The following is a 24,664-nucleotide window of genomic DNA, read 5'->3' on the forward strand; positions in this document are numbered from 1 at the left end:
CGGTTTATCATTTTTCTGTAAAAATATTCATTCTAAAGAATTAGATAGGAAGCGAATAAATAAACTTTCTGCTTTATAATTATTTGTTGTTTCCATATAAAATTATACTATTTTACAATTGCAAACAAAAAAAGCAGGCTGATAGCCTGCTAAAAATACAACGATTAGTTTTCAAACTTTTCGTGGTTTTTATCGTAAAAATCAATCAATCCAAGAGCGGTTTCAAATGAAATATTTTTCACTTTAGCACGTCCTTGAGCAAGGGCAATGATAGACATTTCACGAGCGTTCGTTTCTTTACTGATGCGATAACCTGTGATTTTCTTATCACGAACCCAGCTAACAACTGATTCTACTTTTTCAAAGTTAGATTTAGCCATTTCCTTCTCCTATTTTATTATTTCTAACTAAATATTGTAAAGGTTTTTGTTTGTTTTGTCAATGGAAAGGGCTGCCTATTTGATGAATAAAACAATTCAGAATATTCTTTATTTAGCTTTGAGTGCTGATAATATTTGTGTTCGAATACTTTCCACTCCGTCAGGATTTGCTGGTAGGAAAATTGTATTATTTCCCTTATTGTCTGCAAAATTATTCAACGTGTCAAGGTATTGGTTGGTTAAAAGAATGGACATGATTTGTTCTTCCTTCAATTCAACATTCGCACCTTTTAATTCCTTAATTGAGTCTGCCAATCCATCTACAATTGCTTTCCGTTGTTCGGCGATACCAACCCCATGAAGGCGATCTTTTTCAGCTTCTGCTTCTGCGGCTGTCACAATTTTAATCTTGTCAGCTTCAGCTAATTCTTGCGCAGCAACACGTTTCCGTTGGGCAGCGTTGATTTCATTCATTGATTGCTTGACTTCTGCATCTGGCTCAACTTTAGTAATCAAGGTTTTTACGATGATATAACCGTAAGTAGACATTTCTTCTGCCACTTGCTTTTGGACTTCAAGCGCAATTTCATCTTTCTTTTCAAACAATTCATCCAAGGTCAATTTAGGAACAGATGAACGCAATGCATCTTCAATATAAGACTTGATTTGAGCTTCTGGGCGAATCAATTTATAGTAAGCATCTGTTACATTATTTTCATTGACACGGTATTGTGTAGCGACATTCATCATGACAAATACATTGTCTTGTGTCTTCGTTTCAACCACAATCTCACTTTGCAAGAGGCGCAATTGCACACGCGCTGCGATATGATCAATACCAAATGGCAAACGCAAATGAATTCCACTATTACTTAACTTTTGATATTTCCCAAAACGTTCTATAATCGCTACAGACTGTTGACGAACGACATACAACGAGCTAAAAAGAATGAGAAACAGCACGACAATAATAATTGGCACTATTAAAAATAGCATAATATGAAACTCCTATCTTCTTTTTCAAGATTATAGCATACTTATAAGAGTTTATCAAACAAAAGCGATTACAAACAAAAACAAATTATAAAAGAAGTTTAGATAGTGGAAGCATATAAACTCCCTTATTTTAAAGCTAGCAGTTCTCCTCATCTATCGTTTCATTTTCAGACATCAAAAAAACTTTTAGAGAAAAATTTGCTCTAAAAGTTTTTTATCATCAATGATGAATGGGTTTTAACATCCAACTAGAAAATACAATCAGTATAGCAGCTACTGCAAATAATGCCGTCATATAAGGCCAAGCAGCAGCAATCGTTCCACCTGATTGGAAGACATCCACAATCGAAAGCACCCAATTTTGTGGTAGTAATTTTCCGATTGCTTGCATATAGCTAGGTGTAATCTTTAAAGGCCATAAACAGCCTGCTAACATGGAAGTTGGCATAATAATAAGGTTCGCCAGCTGGCTGCTTTGTTGGCTATTTTTAGAAATCGCCCCTACAAAAAGCCCAAAGCCAATCACGAGCAAACTAAACAAGAGGAAAGTCGTTAACAAAGCCCAGATAGGAATGTAAAAGCTGATGTTAACGACTTTCAACATTCCCAAAATAATGGCAATTTGAATCGCATAAGCTACTAGGCCGACACAAACATAGCTCAACATATATTTCAATCGAGACAATTTAGATAAGGTTAAACGATTGTAGATTTGAGAAGTCTTATCAGTCAAGATTCCACTATAAATCACACTGGCGCTTCCTAACATTAGAATCAGAAGAAAACCAGTCGTGGTTGAGGAAACAGATTTGCTTTGTGAAAGGTCTGCTAAGGTCGTTTGACGCACTTTATAGGACAATTTTTTATTATGAGCTAAGATATTGTTAAAAATCGTCTGATCACCAGCTGCAGCATCCCCTATCGTATTATAATTTTCCAAAAGATAGTTTGCATTGGCTTTAAACCATTCTGTCACTTGACTGCTAGAAATAGCGCGCAAATTCAACTTTTGTGTTTGCCCACGAAGCACTTTGTTTCCAAAGCCTTTGTCAATCACTAAAACAGCCTCTAGCGTTTTATTTTTTAGGTAGTTATCTATCTGTTTCTCATCAAATTTCGTGTAAATATCATATTTTTCATTTTGCTTGATTTGTGAAACAAACTGTTTTGAAACTTGACTTTTATCCTTATCTAAAATCCCAATCTTCGCAGCACTTTCACCTGTAAAACTTAAAGAGAGTGCTAGTAAAGTGGTCAAAATCGGCAATAAGATAAAGGTCACGTAGCTTGATTTTTTGCGACAAATTTTCTTAAAAAGAATGTTTATAAAGGAAATCATGCTGTCACCTGCTTTCTCATCCGAAATAGGGCAAAGAGGATAAAGGCAGTTCCTAAGCCTAGATTAACGAGTAAAGTCGTTGGGATAGGATTGGTTTGCCCTCCAAATACAAGATAGAATAAACTATCATTGACCCATTTTATAGGGGAAATATTTGATAATTGATTGATAAATTCACTATTAAGAGTGGATAGAGGAACATAACTTCCCCCTAAGAAAGCAAAGATTGGAATGACGGCATTTGAAGCCACCATTAAGAAAGATTCATTTCGGATACCGCTAGCCAGTCCAATTCCAATTGCAATGGAAAGATAAATCAAAGACGCTGTCACACCAAGAATCTGCAAATGATGACTACCCCAATTTACTTGCATAACAAAACGTGTGAAGATATACAAGACAGTTAGTTGAACACCAGTTGCAAACATGCCTCCCATTAATTTTCCCAAAAGAATATGAACATTAGAAACACCTGTCAAACGGATACGATTTACCGCACCTAACTGACGGTCTGAGAGAACTAAATTCATAGCTGACATGATACTATAAAAAGTAATCATGGTGAACATGGAAATGGCATAATAGTCTGCCGAAGTCATACCTTTGCTGGTTTGGATAGAGGTCGTTTTAATATAATCAACCGTTCTTTTTTTGATATTATTAAGGGTGGCTGGATAAAGCTCTCCAATCGAGTCATAGGTTTTAGCATTATCAACATAAGTATCAACCAACATCTTCACCAAGTCTGCATTCTGTTGATTGATGCGGTTGGTCGTCACCTTAATTGTTTTATCGCTTTTTACTTCTAGAGTAGCAGTTAAAGCTCCTTCGCTGACTTTTTGTTTATCTGCGGACAGGTTCTTACTCACTTTTGCTTCAAATCCCAGTTCTTTATTTAACGTTTTTAGAAATTTTGTGAAATTCTTCTGGTAATCTGTTTCAGCTCCTTCAAGCTGATAGCGAACTTTCAGATGGGGAACGGTAGTTGTTGTATTAAAACTGGATTTGAAAGCAAAACTCAAAATCACTATCATCAAGATAGGAAAAATAATCATCATCAAAATCGCCGTTCGATTTCTAAAGATTTGCAGACTTTCTTTTTTAATTAAATGAAATAGAATCATAGCAACCCCTAATCTCTTAACTTCTTACCGGTCAAGTGTAAAAAGATTTCTTCTAAATTCAAATGTGTATGACGAATTTCACTAAAATGAATGTGAGCTTGGTTTAACTTTTCAATCACCCTTTGAATACTTTCATTCTCAACTGTTATGATAATTTCATGATCTAGCTCTGTAATCTTCCAATTTGGTTCATTTGCCAAGCCAGAAATCCCTCCGTCTGTTACTGTTACCATTATCTTTTGAGCAAAGTCTTTTTCATAACGTTTTTCTAAATCGCCTTTGCTTCCTTCTTCAATCACTTTTCCATGATCCATGATATAGATATAGTCACATAGTGCTTCAACTTCTTCCATATAGTGGGTTGTATAAATAACTGTCGCCCCTTGTGCATTGAGAAGACGAATGGACTCCAAAATATGATTACGTGACTGCGGATCAATCCCCACCGTTGGTTCATCAAAGATAATCAACTGTGGAGAATGAACCAAAGCACACGCAATATTTAAACGTCGTTTCATGCCACCTGAAAATTGACGAGGAAAGTTTTTCGCTTGGTCAGTCAAGCCTACAAATTCCAAACTTTTCAGTACCTTTTCTTTGAGAGTTGCGCCTTTTAAACCATAAAGAGAACCAAACAATTCTACATTTTCGTAAGCAGTGAGATCTGGATAAATGGCAATATCTTGAGGAACATATCCAATTTTTGAACTCACTTTTTTAATCACCTTTATTGGCTGATCAAACAAACTGATTTTCCCAGATGTCATTGGAGTTAGTCCTAAAATCAGATTGATTAAACTAGATTTTCCGGCTCCATTCGGTCCTAATAATCCATAAATTTTTCCTTTTTCAAGCGAAAAAGACACGTGATCAACCGCTGTTTTTCCTCCTGAGTAAACTTTGGTAACGTCTGTTAATTCTACAAGACTCATAAATGTTCCCTTTCTTTAATTTATCTGTGTTGCTCTTTAAAACTAATTATCATGTAAGTTAAACCAAGAAGCAACATACCAACGAACCAACTATATAATAAGGTGGCTACCATACACCAAATACCTATATTTAAAAATAGTAAAAACGCAACTATTTTTTCTGGATTCCCTTTGAAAGAGCAAGCTTTCACGATAGCAAAACTAAGAACAGTCAAAAGAAATCCCCAACGTTCCTCTCTAAGTGAAAGGTGAACAATTCCAAAATAGAAAGCAGCATCTGTCAACGTTGTCAACAAAAGCAAAAGAATACTAGCTAGTGGCTGCTGTTTTGTAAATGCCAACCATGTCATTTTTTGAAAAGTAGCTCGACTATCTATCTTAAAAACAACTTCTATCAGCCCAATTAAAACGAACATTGTCACTTCTATTAAAGCCAATATATATAAGATTAAAAAGAAGAAAAATCGCCAATCGAAATTTCCTTGCCCTAAAAAGGAGACAAAATAGGATGTACTTTCTCCCTTGCTCCAAAGAAAAAGGAAATAACCGAAAATCAAACATAGCTGAAAGCTTAATAAGATGATTTCAATACCTTGGCGATAGGGTAAGTTACTAACATGATGTAAATGCCACCGCCTCAATACTCGCAAATTTTCTTTGTTTAGCCAAAAGGTAAGACACGCAAGGAAAAGCAGAGCTGCAATTATCACAATTGTTGTCATAAAGCACCTCTTTTCTTTGCTTGATAAATACTTAAGCAATCAATCCATAAATTTCCACCAATGTGGATAAAAAGAACTAGCCAAATATTTCCGCTCCAATAATAAATTATACCATATAAAAGACCAGTCAGTAATTTTGCATACAGTATTTCTTTTCCCATTAGAAGATGATTGAGTGCATAAAAAATGGTAGTGATGAGAAGGACCAGGATAAAGGGAAGTTCCCATTTCTGCAATAGAATGTCAAACCATAACAAACGATAGGTCATTTCCTCAAAAAAGGCAAGAGAAAGCGTCAGCACAACATCAATAGGACGAGAAGCAGCCCCTACGACAGACAATTTCAAAGGCAACCATTTTTGAGCTTTTAAACAGCGAAGCCCATGCGAAAAGCTAACTTCCAAAAGGAACATTCCAATCATCAAGAGAATAGCAAGAGGCAGATAAGCAAAGCTGACTTGTCCATAAAATTGAATGAACCGAGGATATAGCAGACCAATTCCTAAAAACATTATGACATAATAAGCATTGACTGCTTTTAAAAATCGTGATAAATCAAAACCATAACCGCTTGGATTTCGTCCAAAAATAGCTTGCATGGGAATCGATGGATTTAAACTAACTAATAAAAAACATAAGCTAAGGCATAGGGTGTACAAATTCATGTGTTACACCTCCAAACTGTCTCATGCGCGGATGATTTGCAAATGGAAAAGCTGGAATGCACATTTCAAGCAAGTCTGGCATTAAGACACGCGTAACGTACCAACCTTTTTCAGCTGCTTCGGGCGGTGTCATATCTAAAAATACTGCGTTAGGACTGACCTTTTTCGTATAATCAAGCAAAATCCTCAAATCGTCTTTTTTATTTTTACCACTATGATCTTCTAGTTCACTCAGTGTAACACTCCCAGAAATAAGTGGCTCAAAGGCTTTCCACTTTTTCTCTTGGTTTTTGGCATGAGCATAGTAAAATACATTGCTATCCAGATCCAAAAATTGTGGTTCTGTGCTTTCGATATTGCTTAAAGCCTCTTGATTATACAGTAAATTGTAATAATAACTATAACTAATAGCTGAAGCTTCCATAATCCCACGAAGAAGTGTATGTTTTGGATCAAGACCAGCTTGAACACCAAATAGCAAATACGGAGCTTCTTGATATTTGTTTTTCAAGATAACGCCAAATGTATAGAGTGGATTGTCCTCTCCGATGGTCATATCAATTGGAATAATTTCATAAAGGCTATCTTCACCCAAATGTGCTTCCTCTAAAATAGCTAGGATATCTGGATCGTCAATTTCAATCCGACGACAAGGCTTTTTAGTATGCCAGCTCAACATCATAGAATCAATTTGCAGATATTCAATGACACTATTGCACATAGCTGCTTCTAACGTCTTGTGCGAAGCTGTTCCCGTTGAAAATCCCGGAATAATATACTGTTCTCCAACTTCATGATTTGGTTTATACCCCACACAGAGCATTTGAACAGGGATATACATCTCTTCATCTTCAAACAACAGGGGACATTTCACCCAGCCAAGGACATCTTCTTCTGTCACCTCTTTTTGGCACATTGTCATATGAAAAGCGATACTTTGTTCAATCTGCTTTTTTGTAAAGACACGTAGATACTCTAATGGCATAACACGATTTGTCTGGCTCAGTTCTGCATAGGAAGCATAAACTATCCGATCAGCCAATAAATCTGCTGCAATAATTGTTGCATACCGCTCAATGCTTTCGCCTAAGTACTTAATCAGCGCTTCTTCATAATGGCTTCCGTATCCAATGATATGGTAACTAACCTGACTGTTCTCACCGATAAATTGCTTATGGTAATCTGGCATCTGACCCGTTACACTTTTTAAATATACATCATGAGGATGATTGCAAATAGGTACTTGAGTCTGGTTCAAAATCCCTGTCCGATTGCCACTTAAAGCTTTAAATTCTGAAAAAATTTGATTAAATGAAGGATAATAATTTAGCATACATTTATTCCCTATCTTCTCTCAGTAAGTCTTTTACCATTTCACGGGTCGCAATTTGTTGATCTTCATATCTTAATTTTGCCAGCGCACCTTGTGTTTGGGAATTCGACATCTTTAAAATATCCTGAACTTGGATTTCCAAAGTTGGCAAGTAGATACTTAATAAACGCCCCTCAAATTTTGAATTTCCTGTGCAAGCAACTAAAAAGGCCTCGCTGATGACTAAATTCATCAAAATATTCAATAAGGGTAAAAATGCTTGACTAACAGGCTGAGTAGCGGGTAAGAGTTGATTTGCAAAATGTTGATACAGGGTGTGGTCTTGCAAACGTGCTAAAACACGCCGTTCCAAACTATCGAAATCTGCTGTGTGTGGCGGATTCAAAGTACAAGCATGTATAAATGGGCCATCTACAAATCCTAGAATCAATTGTTGTTTCAAAGAAACACTGACTTCATTGAGATGACGTACCATTGTCACGTTTAATCTCTCCTGACAAACAACAACGGCTTGATAAGATTGCAATTCTTTTGTTAGTAGCTGCATATTTTGGCGATGAGTGAGGGCATCAAGGCGAGAAGAAACATCTGTCGTTTGAAGCTTTAATTTTAGTTCATCACTCGCAACTTTAATATTTATCCCCATTACTTCTGCTAATTTCAGAGCCGAATCATTTACAAAATCAGTATCACTAATAAACAGAATTGGGACTGTATTCATTGTTCGCCCAGCCTCTGCCATAAAACGAGAACTTCCCATTAAGATTTGCATGATGTTTTCTTGAATGGCTTGTTCATCTTCTTTCATCAAGAGGTCACTGTAATACAAAGCTTCAACAACCTGAAATAATTTGGCGAAGTCCTCTGCATCTAAACGTTCTTCAAAAGCAGTAATATCAATTGCTTGTCCTTTAAACAACGCAGAAATCATCTCGCAATAGACCGCTTTCAAGATTTGAGATTCTTGACTAATATCCAAAGTAGCCTCATTAAAGTCCCAAATGCCTTTTCTAAAACAAAATATTTCGTTAAATTGGACAATTCGAACATTACTATTTAATTGATATTTCATTAAAACTCCTTATTTCCAACAACAGTCATATGTATCACATGATGATTGATTCCATCTAGACCTAATTTTTCTTCGATATATTCTTTATTATATCCGCCAATATCTAAACTACCATAGACTAGAGCCGTAGACACCAATTGAATATTTTGAGCAATTTCGCCTGCTTCAATAAATGCGTAGGCAGTTGCTTGATTGCCATATTTTCTAGTGTTTTTTAAGTAATTATAGGCATAAATAAAAATAAGATTACTATCTTCTGCATTGATAGTGCCAAACTCTGCAAAAGCTCTCATATCCTCTGCCGGAGCTATGGAATGGCATTTCAAAGCATGCTGGTAGGGTAAATACTCATAGTAGCCATCTTCTAGTCCTTCAACCTGTCTGGCATAAAAATACAGGGTGATTGGATAAAGTCCTCCACCAGATGCACAATTTCTTAAAGCAACTTTTTTACGAATCTCAGGCTTCACAGTTGCTTCCCCACTAACACCACAGGCGTAATACAATAAATTTGCTAAATCCTGTTTAGACATTTCCAGCGCTTTGAACTGACGATGACTTCTCCTATTCACAATGCAAGTAGACAGAGAAGCTGCTATTTTTTTTGCTTGCGGCAATGCTATGACATCTTGAGAATCCTCAAAATAAGAACTATTGGTAAAAGTCGCTACAGCTGAATCTGTGAAAAATTCAGAAACGCTTGTTTTAAACCCTAAATAATCATTATTTGTCTTATAATTCAGTAAAAATTGTTGACTCAAATTATCACTGTCATAAGGCATGAGATGCTGAGCAACAAGCTGTTTGGATGTTTTTAAAACCGTCTGATGATGATACTCTGAGAAAGAGAAGTGGTTGGTGTTAAATTCAAATAATTGCCGTGCTTCGTCTCTTGTCAGGTGAGAGGAAACAGTTGATTGGCGTTTGTCTTTTGAAAAAAATGACATAATGAACTTTCTAACTACTATATTTATAAAATAGTAGTAATTCGTTAGCATTCTCATAACACTGACGAATTACTACTAGACCGCTGTACTAGATGAATCGATGCTTTACCAACTCATCTAATTCCTATAAACAAAATTTTAAGGTTTAATGTTTGTTGAACCACCAGTTGCATTTCCGCCTACTGCTACAGAGAAGCAGCATGTACAGCAACAGCAGCAACAGCCGCCGGGTGCAACTTGAGTTGTTTCTGCCACGCTAGTAGCCATAATATGTGAATCTAATTTAAGCATAATTTTCATCCTTCTATTTTTTCTGCTATAGAATGTGTGATCGTTTTTCTAACCTAGCTTCATCCAAAGAATCGTCAAGAAATAGTTTTTAACTCATCATGAACAGCTAGCAATCCATGAACGAAGTTATTCCTCCAGCAATTCTTTAGATAAAACCAGTTAAGAAAAATTATTTTGTAGGTGCTACGGATCCAGTTGTTGAACCACCAGTTGCATTTCCGCCTACTGCTACAGAGAAGCAGCATGTACAGCAACAACAGCAACAACCACCAGGTGCAACCTGAGTTGTATCTGCTACGCTAGTAGCTAAAACGTTTGAAGAAAATTTTAACATAGTTTGTCCTCCTTATAAAATGATGTGTAATATTACAAACATGTGATAGAAGTTAGGGAATCAAACATTGACTGAGTCATGATATCAATTCTAATCTTTTGGATTTGAAATGGCCTAACCTCAGATTGTAACATAGTGCAAAGCAAAGGCTAGCTAATCTTTACACTTCGTAGTAAGACAGTCATCCAATTTCTATCATTCACATTATATAAAAAAAGCGCTTTCGCGTAAACATTTTCAAACTACTTTTTGAGTAATTTTTTCCTATTTCACAAATATAACCATCTAAAACAAAATAAAAAGCGCGTTCTTATAGCATTTGAACACACCCTTTGTCATGTTTTATTCACAAAATAAAACGAACAATCAGATGATAATAATTCTGATAAATTTCTATTTTTCGTACATTACTATCAAATCCAACCATTTTCTTGTACAATCCAAACTGCTTCTAATCAATTTTTTGCTGCTAATTTCGTTAGAATGCTTGACATATAATTGCGAATGGTTCCGTGCGACAAGTAAAGTTTTTGAGCGATTTCTTTACTAGACAGACGTCTTGCTGCTGCTTGCAAAACTAAAATTTCCTGATTGGACAAGGGATTCTTACTCGTCATCATGGCTTCCATTAGTTCAGGAGAATATTCTTTTTGCCCTTTTAATACTGTATGGATTGTTTTCATGAGGTCAGCAATACTGCGTTCCTTTAAAACATAGGCATCTACATCTGCTCGTCTGTTGGCTTTAATCCTCGAACACTAGCTTGTCCACCTGTAAGAAATTTATCCCTAGCAAACAATCCATGAGAGTCGTTTTCCCAGCTCCATTCGGACCAATCAACGTCACGCACTCTCCATCGTTAATCGTAAAAGAAATATCCTTCAAAATATCTTTCCCATGAATCTTCCTTGGATAAATTATTCACCTCAATCAGCTTCATCTTTTTCTCCTCATTATTTCTTTGGTAGAAATACAACCAATACAGAAGTCCTAGCAATTGGCTCAGGAAAGTTTCTGGTTAACGATTGGATTACCACAGAGTTACTGTCAACAAGAGTTAGAAGCAAAGTCTACAACTTATTTCCTACCTCTTCATTTCCTCTTGTTGCTTTCATTATAGCTCAACTCTTTTATCGCTACTAGATGATTTTGTCATCGCTTAACATGACAAATGTCACAAACAAAGGGAGTGGGACAGAACTAAAAATCGAAAAATTTTAGTTCGTAGTCCCACCCTGCAAGGGCATTCAACAGTCTGGGAGACTGTTGAAGAGACAGATAAAGAAAAAAAGTTTTTGTCAAAAGTGCTCTTCCGATCTTGAAAAGTGAATCACCTTGAGACTTGCATCGCAAGTCTTATCCGCCACCTCAAAACATTGCTTTGAGCAATCACAGTGGCTTGCTGTGCAAGGCTGATTTCCCGCCTTCAACAATTCATTGAATTGTTGAAGCTGCGTCATTCGCTTATCACCAAATGAGATAGAGGCTGAGACACTTTTTGCCCAGCCTCCTTTTCATCAGTTATTCTATTTATTCAACACTAAAGAGATATGGATAAACTGGCTGTCCGCCATTGTGAATTTCTACTTCTACATCTTCAAATTTTTCAGTAATGTCTTGTGCTAATTCATTGGCCAAGTCTTCACTTCCATCTTCACCGATGTAAATCGTCACAATTTCACTATCTGCATCTAACATCTTACTGAACGTTTCATTCAATGTCGTCAGCATGTCTGGATTGGAAACAACAATTTTTCCATCTACCATACCTAAATTATCATTTTCATGAATTTCAAGACCGTCAATCGTTGTATCACGAACAGCTGTCGTCACACTACCACTTACAACATCTGCAAGTGTAGCAGTCATCCGATCATGATTTTCCTCAATGGATTTGCTTGGGTCAAAAGCTAACAAGCTAGTCAAACCTTGTGGAATTGTTCTTGTTTCAATCACTGCAGCAGGTTGTTCAATCACTTCAGCCGCTGATTGCGCCGCCATGAAGATATTCTTGTTGTTTGGCAGGATAATGATATGACGAGCATTCACATGTTCAACTGCCTTGATGAAATCTTCTGTTGAAGGATTCATCGTTTGCCCGCCAGAGATGATGTAGTCCACACCTTGCGCTTTAAAGATGTCTGACAATCCTTCTCCTGCAACGACAGCAATGATTGCATATTCTTTTTCTTCTGTTGGCTGGCTGCTTTCACGCTCTTCTTTTTCAACCTGCGCTTCGTGTTGATTACGCATGTTGTCTACTTTAACCTTGACAAGGCTTCCGTATTTCAAGCCTTCTTGCATAACCAAACCAGGATCTTCCGTGTGAACGTGAACTTTTACGATTTCATCATCGTTTACGACAAGAAGTGAGTCGCCCAGTTCATTCAAGTAGTTGCGGAATTCATCATAGTCAAATTCTTTAACATACGTTGGACCTTTTTTCAAGGCTACCATGATTTCCGTACAATAACCATATTTGATGTCTTCTGTTGCCACATGACTAGCTACTGACTTATGGTGTTCTGCATTGATCATTTCTGTCATAGTTGCAGGCGTTGCTTGAAATTCTTCAGACGCAATATATTCGCCTGTTAATGCTGACAAAAAGCCTTCATAAATGAAAACAAGACCTTGACCACCAGAGTCCACAACACCAACTTCTTTTAAGACCGGAAGCATGTCAGGTGTTTTAGCAAGAGCCACCTTAGCACTATCAAGAGCTGCTTTCATGACTTCAACAGCATCATTAGTCTCTTCTGCTTTTTTCTTGGCACCAATTGCAGCTCCACGAGAAACTGTCAAAATCGTTCCCTCAACTGGCTTCATCACAGCTTTGTAGGCTACTTCTACTCCAGATTGAAAAGCAAGGGCTAAATCTTGTCCTGTTAATTCTTCCTTCTCTTTCACACTTTGAGAGAAGCCGCGGAAAAGCTGTGAAGTAATAACACCAGAATTCCCACGCGCCCCCATCAAGAGACCTTTAGCAAAAATTCCAGCCACTTCACCAACAGTAGAAGCAGATTTATCTGCAACTTCCTTTGCTCCATTTTCAATGGTCATTCCCATATTGGTACCTGTGTCACCATCCGGCACAGGAAAAACATTTAAAGAATTGACATATTCAGCCTGTTTATTCAAACGAGTAGATGCAGACTGCACCATTTCTTGAAATAAACTAGTAGTAATATTTGACACGATTATTCTCCTACAACTTTAATATTTTGGATATAGACATTTACTGTTTCGGCAGTAATTCCAAGCTGATTTTCAAGACTGAATTTCACACGTTCTTGAATATTTTTAGACACTTCACTGATCTTGGTACCATAGCTCAAAACTGTATACACATCAACAGCAATGCTACCTTCGTCCGTTGTCTTTACTACAACGCCTTTCGCATAATTTTCTTTGCCTAATAAAGCTTGGAAATTATCTTTAATGGCATTTTTACTGGCCATTCCAACAACACCAAAAATTTCAGTTGCTGCCCCACCAACAATTGTCGCAATGACATCATCTGTCAGTTCGATTTGACCATCTTTTGTATTGATTTTTACAGTCATAGTTTCTACCTCAAAAGTATTTTATAGTTTATTTTACCATATTTTACGCGGACTGTAAAAGAGAGAGTACATAATTAGAAAGGATTCAGTCAATGTTGGGGATTTTCCTTGTCCTAAAAAATCTATTTTCTTGTACAAAAAGAAAAGGGACCCAAGAGGTCCGATTCTTCATAAATTAAACGCGTTCAACTTTGCCTGATTTAAGGGCGCGTGCTGAAGCCCAAACTTTCTTAGGTTTACCATCAACTAAGATTGTCACCTTTTGAAGATTTGGTTTCACAGTACGTTTTGTTTGGTTCATTGCGTGAGAGCGGTTATTTCCTGATACAGTTTTACGACCTGTAAAGTAACATACTTTTGCCATTGATACTTGTCCTCCTGATTAGTTTCACGGGTTTTATACCACATACCGTAAAATTTTATCACAATTTCTATGATTTTGCAAGACTATTTTCTCTATATTTCAAAATTTAGCCAAGGTAGCCCAATCCATCAGTCTTAAATATAGATAATTCCCAAACGACCGAAAGATACATCTCCCTTTACATAGAGGGTCTTGTCTTTCTCATTGATGTTACGGGGATTGGTAACTGTGCCGAAAGCATTGTCTACATCCAACTCCACACGCCAATTACTAGGCACATATAACGTTGCATTCCCAAAAGATACATCAACATCAAAGGTAGCGGAATCGCCTTTTATCGTGGCATTGTCAAAATAAACTGTGGCATTACCAAAGGTACAATCTAGCGTTTCATAGGTGAAATCTTCCGAATTGATGTAGCGCGTACCACTTCCAAAATTAATATCCCCATTTATAGTGCGATGAGCATTTGAACCACGATAAACACCCCAAATCCGTTTTGGTTTGAAAATTAAGCCAATACCAATAGAAGCCAGAATCCCTGCTAAGAAAATCGTTCCAGATGAGATTGGCAAAAAGTGATAGCTACTATTTGCAACGATTAAGGAAATAATGGCTAAAATAACCCCACCAGATAAATTTCCTCTCCAAAAATTTTCAACCGCAAAGTAAGCAAAGCCCAGTACAACGAGCATCGGCCAAAAATTAAAATCCATAACTGGAATACCAAAATTTCCTTGTAATAGCACCCAGCCTGCCAATACCAAAAGCCCCACTCCAAACAATGTTTTTCTCATAATATTTACCTCATTTCACTTAATTTTTCTTTTAAAAATTGAAAATAATGCCGAGACACGTGCACTTGTTTATGAGTATCATAAAAGCGAATGCTGCTGGTCCCTGAAAAAGACTTTTCCAACGAATAAATTGCTTTAATATTCGTAATTGTTGACTTAGAAATACGACAGAAATAACGTGGCAAGCATTCTTCCAGCTCATACAATTTCAGCTTTACTTCATAAGCATTATTTCGAGCATGTGCAAAAATCTTATTTCCCTCTGTCTCAAAAAAGAGAATATCTGCTAAATCAACATAGTATTCGCTCGTATCTTTGTAAAAAAGAATAGACGGCTTAGCAACTTCTTCCAGAGAACGCTGAATGCGCTCTATCTGTTCATCAAAGCGAGGTGCCTTAATGACAATTTCTGCTTCTTCCAGATTAGAATCTAGCTCAACTCGAATTTTCATAAACGCTCCCCTCGTTTTTCTTTATTTTATTATAACAATTGGTTCGTGAAATTCAAGCGGTTTTCAGTAAGTGGTTCATTTGGAGAGGTAAGTGGTTGTAAAACCTGAATAACTTACTTGCTTTTTCATAAGCTGACCAGATTCTAGCACCTTTTTACACAACAACACTTTATAAATAACAAAAAAAAACCTTCAATTCAATGAAGACCTTCAATGATGCCGATTATAGGGCTTGAACCTACGACCTACGCGTTACGAGTGCGTTGCTCTACCAACTGAGCTAAATCGGCATTCAACACATTCTTATTCTAACACGTCAAATTTTTTTGTCAAGAAGTTTTTAGGAAATTTTCTTGATTAAAACCATGCAGGGATTGTGTGAATCCCATAGCTGAGGGAAGATTTCTAATTTTTTAAAACCTTGAGCCTGATAGAAAGCATTAGTTCTATCGTAGGTTGGATAATGACCCAGTGCTACTGTTTTGACTTGTAAATAGTCAACTTGTTGTCCTGCTGCCATTTCCAAGACATTCACTAGCTTTGATCCAATCCCTTGTCTATGATAGTCTTTCTTGATAGCTAGGCAGTCAATCTCTGCACAGTCTTCACTGGAATAGGACAAACTAATAAAACCAAGCGGATCATCCCCCTCATAAGCTCCCCAGACACGAAGTTTCCCAGCCGCCTCAATATAGGCTTGAGTACTATCTGGAATACCAAACCACTCTGGTAAATCAGCCAAAATCTCAGCTGCAATCGCTAACTTCTGATCCTCTTTCTTGATTTCTTTAATCTGAGCCATTCCTCTCTCCCATTCCTGCCAACAAATTTTTATCTTTTATTTATTCAACAAAAATCCCGCACAAGGCGAGATTTTCTTGTTTATTTGGTAAACGTAATTAAGCTTTACCTTCTGAACCAAATACGTCAATACGTTCTTCAACAGCTTCTGTAATGGCTTCGAAACCTGGCTTCAAGAATTTACGTGGGTCAAAGAGTTTCTTCTTATCGTATTCTGCTTCGTTTGCTTCGTATTCAGCAACGAATTTACGAGTAGCTTTTGCAAAGGCAATTTGACATTCAGTGTTTACATTTACCTTAGCAACACCCAATTTGATAGCTGCTTGGATTTGGTCGTCAGGAATACCTGATCCACCGTGAAGTACGATTGGGAATCCAGGAACAGCTTCTGTCAATTTTTGCAAGTGGTCAAGGTGAAGACCTTTCCAGTTAGCTGGGTATGGTCCATGAATGTTCCCAATACCTGCTGCAAGGAAGTCAATTCCAGTTTCAACCATTGCTTTTGCATCTTCGATTGGAGCCAATTCACCGTCACCGATGATACCATCTTCTTCACCACCGATTGTACCAACTTCAGCTTCTACTGACACGCCATTTGCATGCGCAAATTCAACAACTTTGCGAGCTTTTTCAAGGTTTTCTTCAACTGGAAGATGAGAACCATCAAACATAACTGAAGTGTAACCAACTTTGATACATTCAAGCGCATCTTCATAATGACCATGGTCAAGGTGAATAGCAACTGGTACAGTAATTCCCATTGATTCTACAAGGTTTTCGATGAGAAGTTTACATACTTTGTAACCACCCATATATTTAGCAGCACCCATAGAAGTTTGGATAAGAACTGGAGCTTTTTTAGCTTCTGCTGCACGCAAGATAGCTTGAGTCCACTCAAGGTTGTTTGTATTAAATCCACCAACTGCATAACCATTGTCACGAGCTGCTTGGACAAATTTTTCTGCTGAAACGATTGCCATTAGTATTAGGCCTCCTATTTATTTTTATGGGTTTTCCCATTTACATTGCTTATTTTATCACTTTTTAGGAAAAAATACCAGCATTTCCTAATCTTTTAAGCGCTTTCTCTTATAAAACTGTTTTTCTTTCCTCACATTTCAAAAATAATGAAACAAAAAAACTGGCTGAAGCCAGCTTGTCTGATGCGGAGAGAGGGACTTGAACCCTCACGACCTAAAGCGGTCACAGGATCCTTAGTCCTGCGCGTCTGCCAATTCCGCCATCCCCGCGATTGGGTACCTTATTAGTATAACAGGATAGAAACTCCTTGTCAAGAAATTTTTTTGAAAAAATGTATCTGTCAGCACTTAAAATCACTCCCTAAAGCCAACTCTTATTTGAGACTTCTTCGATATAGGTTCTTTAGATAGGAACAACAAAAAGAAACTCCTACGAAGCTTATCGTTCATAGAAGTTTCTTACATTTGTTTTATTTCACATGATTTTCGTAGTCATCTTGCGCTTTTTTATTAGAGGTTTCTTTTTCTTTTAGCCATTTCTTTTTAGCACTTTCATATTCTTTTGTTGTTACAATTTTGTCTTGCAGTTTGACATATTTGAAATAACTGCTTGAAGCACCTTTGATTCCAACTAATGAATAAGAACGGCTAAATGGAACTGTTTTCGTCACAGATGGTGTTCCTCCAAGAGAGAGGTTTGGCATTGTCAAGCCACTATCAATTAACCATGCTTGCGCCTCGGCATATTTTTCATAGCGTGTAGCTTCGTTGGTTTCAGCATTTGCTTCTGCTAGCATCTCTGTATATGTGTCCAGTCCAACTGCCTTGATCTTATCATTTTCTTGACCTGGTTCCAGACCAAAGTTTTGCAAACTACCACCATTTTTTATATTCAAAGTATCTAGATAAGTAGATGGGTCTTGATAGTCACCAGACCAACCACCATTATACAAATCATAGTCCTTTTGAGCAGCTGTATTAGCAAAATAACTGATATTGTTTAATTCATCTGAACTCATTTGTTGAATATCAATGACAACATTTTCTGTGCCTAAGACAGACTCAACAGATTGTTTCATGGAACTTTCCCATTGAACACCAATTTTACTTGTCTGATCAGCTGGTACATCTAAGTGGATAGGAAACTGAACACCCTTTGCTTGCAGTTCTGCTTTAGCTTGAGCAAACTTTGCTTTAGCTTTTTCTGGATTGTAATAAGCATCTTGTGCATCGGCCAAATTCATGTTTGACCATTCTGAGCCATAGTTTACCAGCTTAGAAGACACAACATCACCAAACGTTTTATCACCGATAGAAACAAATGTTGGTGGCACGAGTGTGTTCCGCAATACCTTTGTCGCTCCGTCTTTCCCATTACTTTGTGCACCATAAGAAGTACGATTATAGGCAAAGTTGATAGCTTGACGGAAAGCTTTATTTAGCACCGCTTCTTGGGTCGCAGCCTTTTGAGCATCTGTTTTCTTCGATGTATGGTTATAGGACTGACGATTTAAATTAAAGTTATAATAGTAGCTGGTCGCATCTTGCAAACTATAAATGATATTGTTAGCATATTGTTTCTTAACAGAAGCAAAACTAGAGCTATTTGGATAAAGACGAGCTGCACTATAGGCACCATCTGTGAAGTTACGGATAAGGGCTTCTTGGTCAGAGCCGTCATAATATGTCAATTTAATGTTATCCAAATGAACATTCTTTTTATCATAGTAATGAGGATTTTTAGCAAATTCCATAGAAGACTTGGCTGTCAGAGACTTCAATAGATAAGGACCATTGTATAGAATGCTGGTTGGTTTTACAGAACCAAAATTTTTTCCTTGTGATTTCAAGAAATCTGCATTAACTGGGAAGAGGATATTATTGGTCGTTTTTGAATTCCAATAAGTCTCTGCACGGCTGAGTGTATACTGTACTGTATAGTCATCTAGAGCTTTTACTCCAACCGTTGAAAAATCCTTCGTTTCACCCTTGATGTAAGCATCTAAACCTTTGACAGAATCTTGAACGAGGTAAAGGGCTTCTGATTTATTATCTGCGGCGTATTTCAAGCCAGTTACAAAGTCTTGCGCTTTTACACTTGCGTACTCTTCACCTTCTGATGTGTACCATTTAGCATCTTTACGTAATTTATACGTATATGTCAAGCCATCTTTGGAGACTGTCCATGACTTAGCAAGCGCCGGAACTAAATTTCCGTACTGGTCATTTTCCAATAATCCATCAACTAAGTTAGTCACAACATCTGAAGTTGTCGCACGGTTCGCCATCAGATAATTTAGCGTGTCTGGATCTTGTGTATACACGTATGAATAAGTTGATGTGCTAGAAGCTGACTTGCCACAACCTGATAATAGGATTCCAGCGCTTAGCACAACTCCTGTTGCAATAATCCATTTTGATGATTTCATAGATAAACCTCCTCTAATGTCACATCTTGTTACATTGAATATTATACCGAAATAGTTTCAAAAAGTAAAGAGCTGTTTTTGACAGGAAATATTATTTATTCAAAATACTAGTAATTTGCTGCATAATATGATTAAAATAAGCCGCAAAATACATAAAGAAACAAAAATAATAAATTTTATCTTTTGACTCAAATTGAATAAACATTCTTTTAAAGTTAAAAAATAAGCCATTCTACTTTATGAAGATAGCAGCTACTCCCCTCCTTCAACTAAATATTGAACCTATTATACACTTTTTTCGTATAAGTACAAGAAAAATCATGATTTTTTAATATATTTGTCGGATTTTCTGCTATTTAAAAACAAAAAAAGAGACATCCAGAGATAAAATTTGCATTTTTTAGTTTCTAACCTCATCTCTCAGAGGGGTGGCTATTCAGCAATCTAGAAGACTAGTGAGGTAGGGACAAAGTTTTCGTCACAAAAAAGCGAGGCAGAAATAATATTGTCCCCGCCTCGTTTCTCTTATAAATATAAAATTGCAAGTGTTAGTAAGCTAGCTGCAAGACCAATTCCCCAGAAAAAGAAATCGACCTTCCATTCACTCCAAGCTTTACCATGCCCTGACAAACCACCTAATTCAAAATGGTGATGAACTGGTGTCATCCGGAAAATCCTTTTACCACCGGTCAATTTGAAATAAGAAACCTGCATCATGACCGAAGTTGTCTCAAAAACATAGACAATTCCAATGAGAAGAAGCGTCCATTCTTGGTGAAGCGCCATCGAAATGGCTGCCAACATACCACCGAGAGCTAAACTTCCTACATCCCCCATAAAAATTTTAGCTGGTTTATGATTGAAAATGAAGAAGGCAAGCAGACCGCCAATCATACTCAAAATGACAATTAAAATATCAAAACGATGCTGAACAGTCGCAATAACTGCATAAGCTGCTAAGCTGATTGTAACAGAAATGCTAGCTAACCCATCAATACCATCTGTTAAATTGACTGCGTTGGAAAAACCGACCAGCCAAAAGAGTGCAAAAGCGATATAAAGATAACCTAAATGAACTGGGAAACCAAAAACATTGAGTAAGTCACCGCCACCATGAGTATCAAAGAAAAAGTAAAAAACAATACCACCAATAATTTGAAGAACTAATTTTTGTTTGGGATTTAAGCCTTCATTTATTTTGCGAAAAATCTTTAAAAAGTCATCCAAGAAACCAACAATACCGTACAAAACAAGAATAAACAATATCATCAAAGCAGCGCTTGAGAGTTCTCTTGATATAAGTGCAATCACAAAACTGGACAAAACGGAAGCTACCAAGAAAACAGTCCCACCCATGGTTGGAGTTCCCGCTTTTGCTTGGTGCTGCTTCACATCCTCGTGCATTTGTTGCCCAGAAATATGAGCTTTATGATAAAAACGAATAAAAGCAGGTATTCCAACCAGAGTTAGAATAAAGGTCACAACACCTGCAACAATAGCTTGTAACATGCTAATCTCCTAATGTAATTGTTATTTCTTTTATTTTCTTGAGTGATGCGTTGGTTTTGACACTTTGGGCAACGACCTTAGAGCCTTTACCCTTAACATGCACTTTTATGCCCAACCATTCACCGAATGTTTCAGCATTTTTCTTGGTCCAACCGTACATATCCGGCATTTCAGTAAAGTCATCTGTTAAGACAAGGATTTGCTGATTGGATTTCAGTGCTTCACCTGTTTTTACAGAAACTTTTTTAATATTTTTACCAGTACCTAGGATAATAGGTTGTACAAGATTACGTCGTAACTCATCCGCTAAATCACCAGGGCTGGTATTTTTAGTAGATGGCATTTTATAAGTTATTTCTTTTGAAACTGACTTTAAAACAGGTGATTGCGTCGTCAAGTTCAACGTATCCTTCATCGCTGCAGCTTCTTCTAGCACCGGATTGACAACTTCTTTCCAGAAGATTGGTTGGAAAGATTCTGAGGGCTGTTTCAGAGTTACATACATGATAAAATCAGGATTTTCTGCTGGTGTCATTGCCACAACAGAATAGATGTAATCATTTGCCCCTGTCAGATAACCACTGCCATTTTCTCCGGCAATTTGTGCTGTACCGGATTTAACTGCCACATTTTGATTAGGCACTTTGATAATCGGACCTTCTGCCTTGCTATATAAGGTTCCGTAAATAGGATCTGTACCGACAGTCACCATATGGTCTCTCGTTGACTTAGCAGCATCTTTAGAAACAGGGTGCCCGACAATTTCTGTAGAAGCCTTACGCGCACTCCCGCTTTTGGAATCATAAATGGCACTGATGAATTTTGGTTCAACCATTACACCATCATTGGCGATAGAAGAAAAAGCACGTAACATTTGTATTTGGGTAACCGAAATTCCTTGACCAAAAGCACTCATTGCATAGGTTACGATATTATCTGCCGGAAGACCACCGTAATCTTCATAATTCATTCCAAAGCGTGTGGGTAGTCCAAATTTAAACTTGCTAAGATAGTCTAGCCATTTTTCGTCACCCATTTTTTTCTCAAGAGAAGCCATTCCCACATTACTAGAAAGAGCAAAGCCTTGAGCATAGGTTAATGTCTGTCCTTCAGAAAGTCCCATGTTGACATTCCAGTCTCGAATCGTTACATCCGCAATTTGTAAGCCACTATTATTATACGTTTCATTTTCTGGGAAAGTGTTATTGTCTATAGCTGCAGCTAGTGTCATAACCTTCATCGTTGAGCCAGGTTCATACTGATTTTGATAGAGAGCACTAGACCAAGCGAAGTCTTTTGTCAGATCTTGCTTCGTATCGGCATCAAAGCTTGGACGCTGCGTCGTTGCTAGAATTTCTCCAGTTTTTGCACTGACTAATGTGGCACTGGCATAAGTTCCCTTAGCTTTTTCCACAAAAGCATTCATCCGCGTTTCAAGGAAAGACTGTAAATCCGAAGATAAGGTTGTATAAACATCTTTTCCATCTTGTGTTTGCCTTGAAACCTTGTCTGATCCCGGTACTATATTTCCGTTTTTATCTTTTTCATAGGTGATGACACCATTTGTTCCGGCTAATGTCTTGTTTAAAGCGGCTTCTAAACCTGTCGTCCCAACAAGCATTTTGCTACCGTCTTTATTTTCCTGAAGTTGCGCTAATCCTATAAATACTGAAGCAAAATTCCCATTTTTATAGCTTCTATTTGGACTAGTTGTGAAATCAACTCCCTTTACTTTCGCTTTTTTCAATTCCTCACGAATGGTATTCATATTGCTATAACTGATACCATTTCCTTGAGCACCAAACGAAACTTGTTGTAATTTTTTTCGAGATAGTTGTTTTTTGACGTAGTCCTTGTCCATACCAAGATACTTGTTAAATGCATCAGCTACCTTATCGTATTGAGATTCTTCTACATAGAGAATTTCTCCTGTTGCTGACTTATAGCTTTTATCAATAACAGCATAAACATTATAGGAAGTCGCGTCTTCAGCTATTGGCAAACCATTACGGTCATAAATAGTTCCACGTTTAGCTGGGACGATCTTTGTGATTTGATGCACTTGACTTGCCTGTTCAGCTAAATTCACGCCAAACTTCTTTCCCGTTCCAATGATAATTGCAAAATTGATTAGGAAAACAAAAAAGACAAAAACCGTCAAAACGCTTAGATTTTTCCCTACTCGTCTACGGTTGTAACCAGGATTCCTACGATTTTTCAAAGCATGGTTTAAAATTCGTCTTCTGAGTCCATTCATGCTCTACTCCGCCGTTCTGATATTTTCATTATTCTGAGTCATTTCCTGTGAACTTGCTAATTTTGACAAACGTTCACTACGAATCAATTCGTTTACTTCTTGTTTAGCATCATCTAGTTCTGTGCGCTTTGCTTCAATTTTTGAATTGACAGTCGTTAAATCACGTTGCACCTGCAATAATTTTGTTTGCATAAAGACAACACTGGTTGCTAAGATAACTGCCGTCAAGACTATAGCGCCATAAAATGCCTTTTCAACACGAGAAAATCTTTGAATACGCGCCTGAAGTATCTGGCTAGTCGTTCTTGGTCTATTATTTGCCATCTCAATCCTCACTTATGTACTTTTTGCGCCACACGCAGCTTGGCTGAATGCGCGCGATTATTGTTATCTAGTTCTTCTTTACTTGGTAAAATAGGTTTTCGAGTAACCAATTTCATTTTAGGTTGTAAATCCTCTGGAATAAATGGTAAGCCTTTCGGCACATCCACTGTTGATGCCTCTTTAAAAAGTTGCTTGGTCAAGCGGTCTTCTAACGAATGAAAAGTAATCACAGAAATCCGCCCATCAACCGCTAACAAATCCATCGCCTGTTGAATGGACTCGTCTGCCGCTCCCAACTCATCATTGACCTCAATACGAATGGCTTGAAAAATCTGTTTAGCTGGGTGACCTTTTTTCTTTAATTCCTTGGCAGGCTTAGCAGATTTAATAATCTCTGCCAACTCCGTAGTGGTCTCAATCAGTTTCTTTTCACGCATTTGCTCAATTTTACGAGCAATTTGTTTTGAAAACTTATCTTCCCCATACTTAAAAAAAATCCGCACCAAATCATGATAGCTATATTGATTAACTACTTCATAAGCTGTTAGCTTTGCCTCACGATTCATTCGCATATCAAGCGGAGCATCTTGTTTATAGGAAAAGCCACGCTCACGCTCATCAAGTTGCGGACTCGAAACTCCTAAATCATAACAAATACCATCAATTTCTTCAACACCTAGTTCATTCAAGCAAGCTTTTAAATGACGAAAATTGTCATTGATAAAAGTCACCATTCCTTGTTCAACATACGACGCTAAGCGTTTTTGAGCATGCTCAATAGCAGTCTGATCTTGATCAAAAGCATATAGATGACCGTTTTCCCCTAATTTACTCAATAAATATTCACTATGTCCTGCTCCACCTAATGTTGCATCAACATAGACTCCATTTGGTTTTATATCAAGTTGATCAATGGTTTCGTGCAGAAGAACTGTTACATGATGAAATTCATTTGTCATATCTTTACTATTATACCACAAAGATTTAAAAAAAGAATTTTAGAATCATGTAAAGTTTTTTATCAATTATATTTGACATATTTCACAAGTA

The 24,664-nt window shown here is 37.2% G+C and carries 24 protein-coding genes, 2 tRNA genes and 2 pseudogenes; all 28 read right to left on the reverse strand.

Annotated elements, in window-relative coordinates:
* Positions 1-164 precede the first annotated feature (164 nt).
* The 28 genes and pseudogenes from EL079_RS05625 to rsmH all read right to left on the reverse strand — a co-directional run bounded on the left by EL079_RS05625 (position 165) and on the right by rsmH (position 24,573).
* Entirely contained in the window at positions 165-380 is a 216-nt protein-coding gene (locus EL079_RS05625) for a capsule biosynthesis transcriptional regulator (RefSeq protein ID WP_003025899.1), read from the reverse strand.
* Positions 381-488: 108 nt separating this feature from the next.
* Complete coding sequence (locus EL079_RS05630; protein WP_003028449.1) at positions 489-1,376, reverse strand: SPFH domain-containing protein; 888 nt, start codon at positions 1,374-1,376, stop codon at positions 489-491.
* A 220-nt stretch (positions 1,377-1,596) separates the two neighbouring features.
* On the reverse strand, positions 1,597-2,715 hold the full coding sequence (locus EL079_RS05635; protein ID WP_003031101.1) for an ABC transporter permease: 1,119 nt from the start codon (positions 2,713-2,715) through the stop codon (positions 1,597-1,599).
* Positions 2,712-3,839 carry a SagG family ABC transporter permease subunit gene (locus tag EL079_RS05640; RefSeq protein ID WP_003031062.1) on the reverse strand — a complete coding sequence of 376 codons (1,128 nt, stop codon included), beginning with the start codon at positions 3,837-3,839 and terminating at the stop codon, positions 2,712-2,714. Before EL079_RS05640 ends, EL079_RS05635 begins: the two co-directional genes overlap by 4 nt.
* 8 nt (positions 3,840-3,847) lie before the next feature.
* Complete coding sequence (locus EL079_RS05645) at positions 3,848-4,771, reverse strand: ABC transporter ATP-binding protein (RefSeq protein WP_003031072.1); 924 nt, start codon at positions 4,769-4,771, stop codon at positions 3,848-3,850.
* 20 nt (positions 4,772-4,791) lie between these two features.
* Positions 4,792-5,493: a SagF family protein gene (locus EL079_RS05650; protein ID WP_003031100.1), complete on the reverse strand. Its 702-nt coding sequence runs from the start codon at positions 5,491-5,493 to the stop codon at positions 4,792-4,794.
* Positions 5,490-6,158: a CPBP family intramembrane glutamic endopeptidase gene (locus EL079_RS05655; RefSeq protein WP_018543633.1), complete on the reverse strand. Its 669-nt coding sequence runs from the start codon at positions 6,156-6,158 to the stop codon at positions 5,490-5,492. Before EL079_RS05655 ends, EL079_RS05650 begins: the two co-directional genes overlap by 4 nt.
* The gene (locus EL079_RS05660; protein ID WP_003031070.1) at positions 6,133-7,491 is read right to left on the reverse strand and encodes a YcaO-like family protein; all 1,359 of its coding nucleotides are present in this window, start codon (positions 7,489-7,491) and stop codon (positions 6,133-6,135) included. The genes EL079_RS05655 and EL079_RS05660 overlap by 26 nt, the downstream gene beginning before the upstream one ends.
* A 4-nt stretch (positions 7,492-7,495) precedes the next feature.
* Positions 7,496-8,563, reverse strand: a complete 1,068-nt coding sequence (locus tag EL079_RS05665; protein WP_003031087.1) for a streptolysin associated protein SagC — start codon at positions 8,561-8,563, stop codon at positions 7,496-7,498.
* A complete protein-coding gene (locus tag EL079_RS05670; protein ID WP_018543632.1) occupies positions 8,563-9,510 on the reverse strand; it encodes a SagB/ThcOx family dehydrogenase in 948 nt (315 codons plus the stop codon). The genes EL079_RS05665 and EL079_RS05670 overlap by 1 nt, the downstream gene beginning before the upstream one ends.
* Positions 9,511-9,648: 138 nt before the next feature.
* Complete coding sequence (locus EL079_RS05675; protein WP_080559877.1) at positions 9,649-9,801, reverse strand: streptolysin S family TOMM toxin; 153 nt, start codon at positions 9,799-9,801, stop codon at positions 9,649-9,651.
* A 169-nt stretch (positions 9,802-9,970) separates the two neighbouring features.
* Positions 9,971-10,135 (reverse strand): streptolysin S family TOMM toxin, encoded by a 165-nt coding sequence (locus EL079_RS05680; protein WP_022524424.1) that lies wholly within the window; start codon positions 10,133-10,135, stop codon positions 9,971-9,973.
* 455 nt (positions 10,136-10,590) lie between these two features.
* Positions 10,591-10,869, reverse strand: a pseudogene (locus EL079_RS05685) (response regulator transcription factor); the annotation flags it as partial.
* Positions 10,860-11,075 (reverse strand): annotated as a pseudogene (locus EL079_RS05690) (ATP-binding cassette domain-containing protein); the annotation flags it as partial. The pseudogenes EL079_RS05685 and EL079_RS05690, both read right to left, overlap by 10 nt.
* Positions 11,076-11,665: 590 nt before the next feature.
* Positions 11,666-13,333, reverse strand: coding sequence for a DAK2 domain-containing protein (locus tag EL079_RS05695; protein ID WP_003031104.1), 1,668 nt, complete (start codon positions 13,331-13,333; stop codon positions 11,666-11,668).
* Positions 13,334-13,335: 2 nt separating this feature from the next.
* Positions 13,336-13,701, reverse strand: a complete 366-nt coding sequence (locus EL079_RS05700) for an Asp23/Gls24 family envelope stress response protein (protein ID WP_003031118.1) — start codon at positions 13,699-13,701, stop codon at positions 13,336-13,338.
* A gap of 175 nt (positions 13,702-13,876) precedes the next feature.
* Complete coding sequence (rpmB, locus tag EL079_RS05705; RefSeq protein ID WP_003025909.1) at positions 13,877-14,065, reverse strand: 50S ribosomal protein L28; 189 nt, start codon at positions 14,063-14,065, stop codon at positions 13,877-13,879.
* Positions 14,066-14,199: 134 nt separating this feature from the next.
* The gene (locus tag EL079_RS05710; protein ID WP_003031059.1) at positions 14,200-14,862 is read right to left on the reverse strand and encodes a LiaF transmembrane domain-containing protein; all 663 of its coding nucleotides are present in this window, start codon (positions 14,860-14,862) and stop codon (positions 14,200-14,202) included.
* Between the two features lie 5 nt (positions 14,863-14,867).
* Entirely contained in the window at positions 14,868-15,314 is a 447-nt protein-coding gene (locus EL079_RS05715) for a LytTR family DNA-binding domain-containing protein (RefSeq protein ID WP_003031093.1), read from the reverse strand.
* A gap of 217 nt (positions 15,315-15,531) precedes the next feature.
* Positions 15,532-15,604: transfer RNA gene (locus tag EL079_RS05720), tRNA-Thr, on the reverse strand.
* 50 nt (positions 15,605-15,654) lie between these two features.
* A complete protein-coding gene (locus EL079_RS05725; protein WP_003031097.1) occupies positions 15,655-16,116 on the reverse strand; it encodes a GNAT family N-acetyltransferase in 462 nt (153 codons plus the stop codon).
* Between the two features lie 97 nt (positions 16,117-16,213).
* Complete coding sequence (locus tag EL079_RS05730) at positions 16,214-17,095, reverse strand: class II fructose-bisphosphate aldolase (protein WP_003025917.1); 882 nt, start codon at positions 17,093-17,095, stop codon at positions 16,214-16,216.
* A gap of 184 nt (positions 17,096-17,279) precedes the next feature.
* Positions 17,280-17,365 (reverse strand) — tRNA-Leu (locus tag EL079_RS05735).
* Between the two features lie 200 nt (positions 17,366-17,565).
* A complete protein-coding gene (locus tag EL079_RS05740; protein ID WP_003031106.1) occupies positions 17,566-19,524 on the reverse strand; it encodes a peptide ABC transporter substrate-binding protein in 1,959 nt (652 codons plus the stop codon).
* 525 nt (positions 19,525-20,049) lie between these two features.
* On the reverse strand, positions 20,050-21,033 hold the full coding sequence (gene mraY, locus EL079_RS05745; RefSeq protein ID WP_003031030.1) for a phospho-N-acetylmuramoyl-pentapeptide-transferase: 984 nt from the start codon (positions 21,031-21,033) through the stop codon (positions 20,050-20,052).
* A 1-nt stretch (position 21,034) separates the two neighbouring features.
* A complete protein-coding gene (gene pbp2x / locus EL079_RS05750; protein ID WP_018543631.1) occupies positions 21,035-23,290 on the reverse strand; it encodes a penicillin-binding protein PBP2X in 2,256 nt (751 codons plus the stop codon).
* Positions 23,291-23,293: 3 nt separating this feature from the next.
* A complete protein-coding gene (gene ftsL, locus EL079_RS05755; protein WP_003031041.1) occupies positions 23,294-23,614 on the reverse strand; it encodes a cell division protein FtsL in 321 nt (106 codons plus the stop codon).
* Positions 23,615-23,622: 8 nt separating this feature from the next.
* Positions 23,623-24,573, reverse strand: coding sequence for a 16S rRNA (cytosine(1402)-N(4))-methyltransferase RsmH (gene rsmH / locus EL079_RS05760; protein ID WP_003031025.1), 951 nt, complete (start codon positions 24,571-24,573; stop codon positions 23,623-23,625).
* Positions 24,574-24,664: the final 91 nt, after the last annotated feature.

Source organism: Streptococcus anginosus (assembly GCF_900636475.1).
Classification (GTDB): Bacteria; Bacillota; Bacilli; order Lactobacillales; family Streptococcaceae; genus Streptococcus; species Streptococcus anginosus.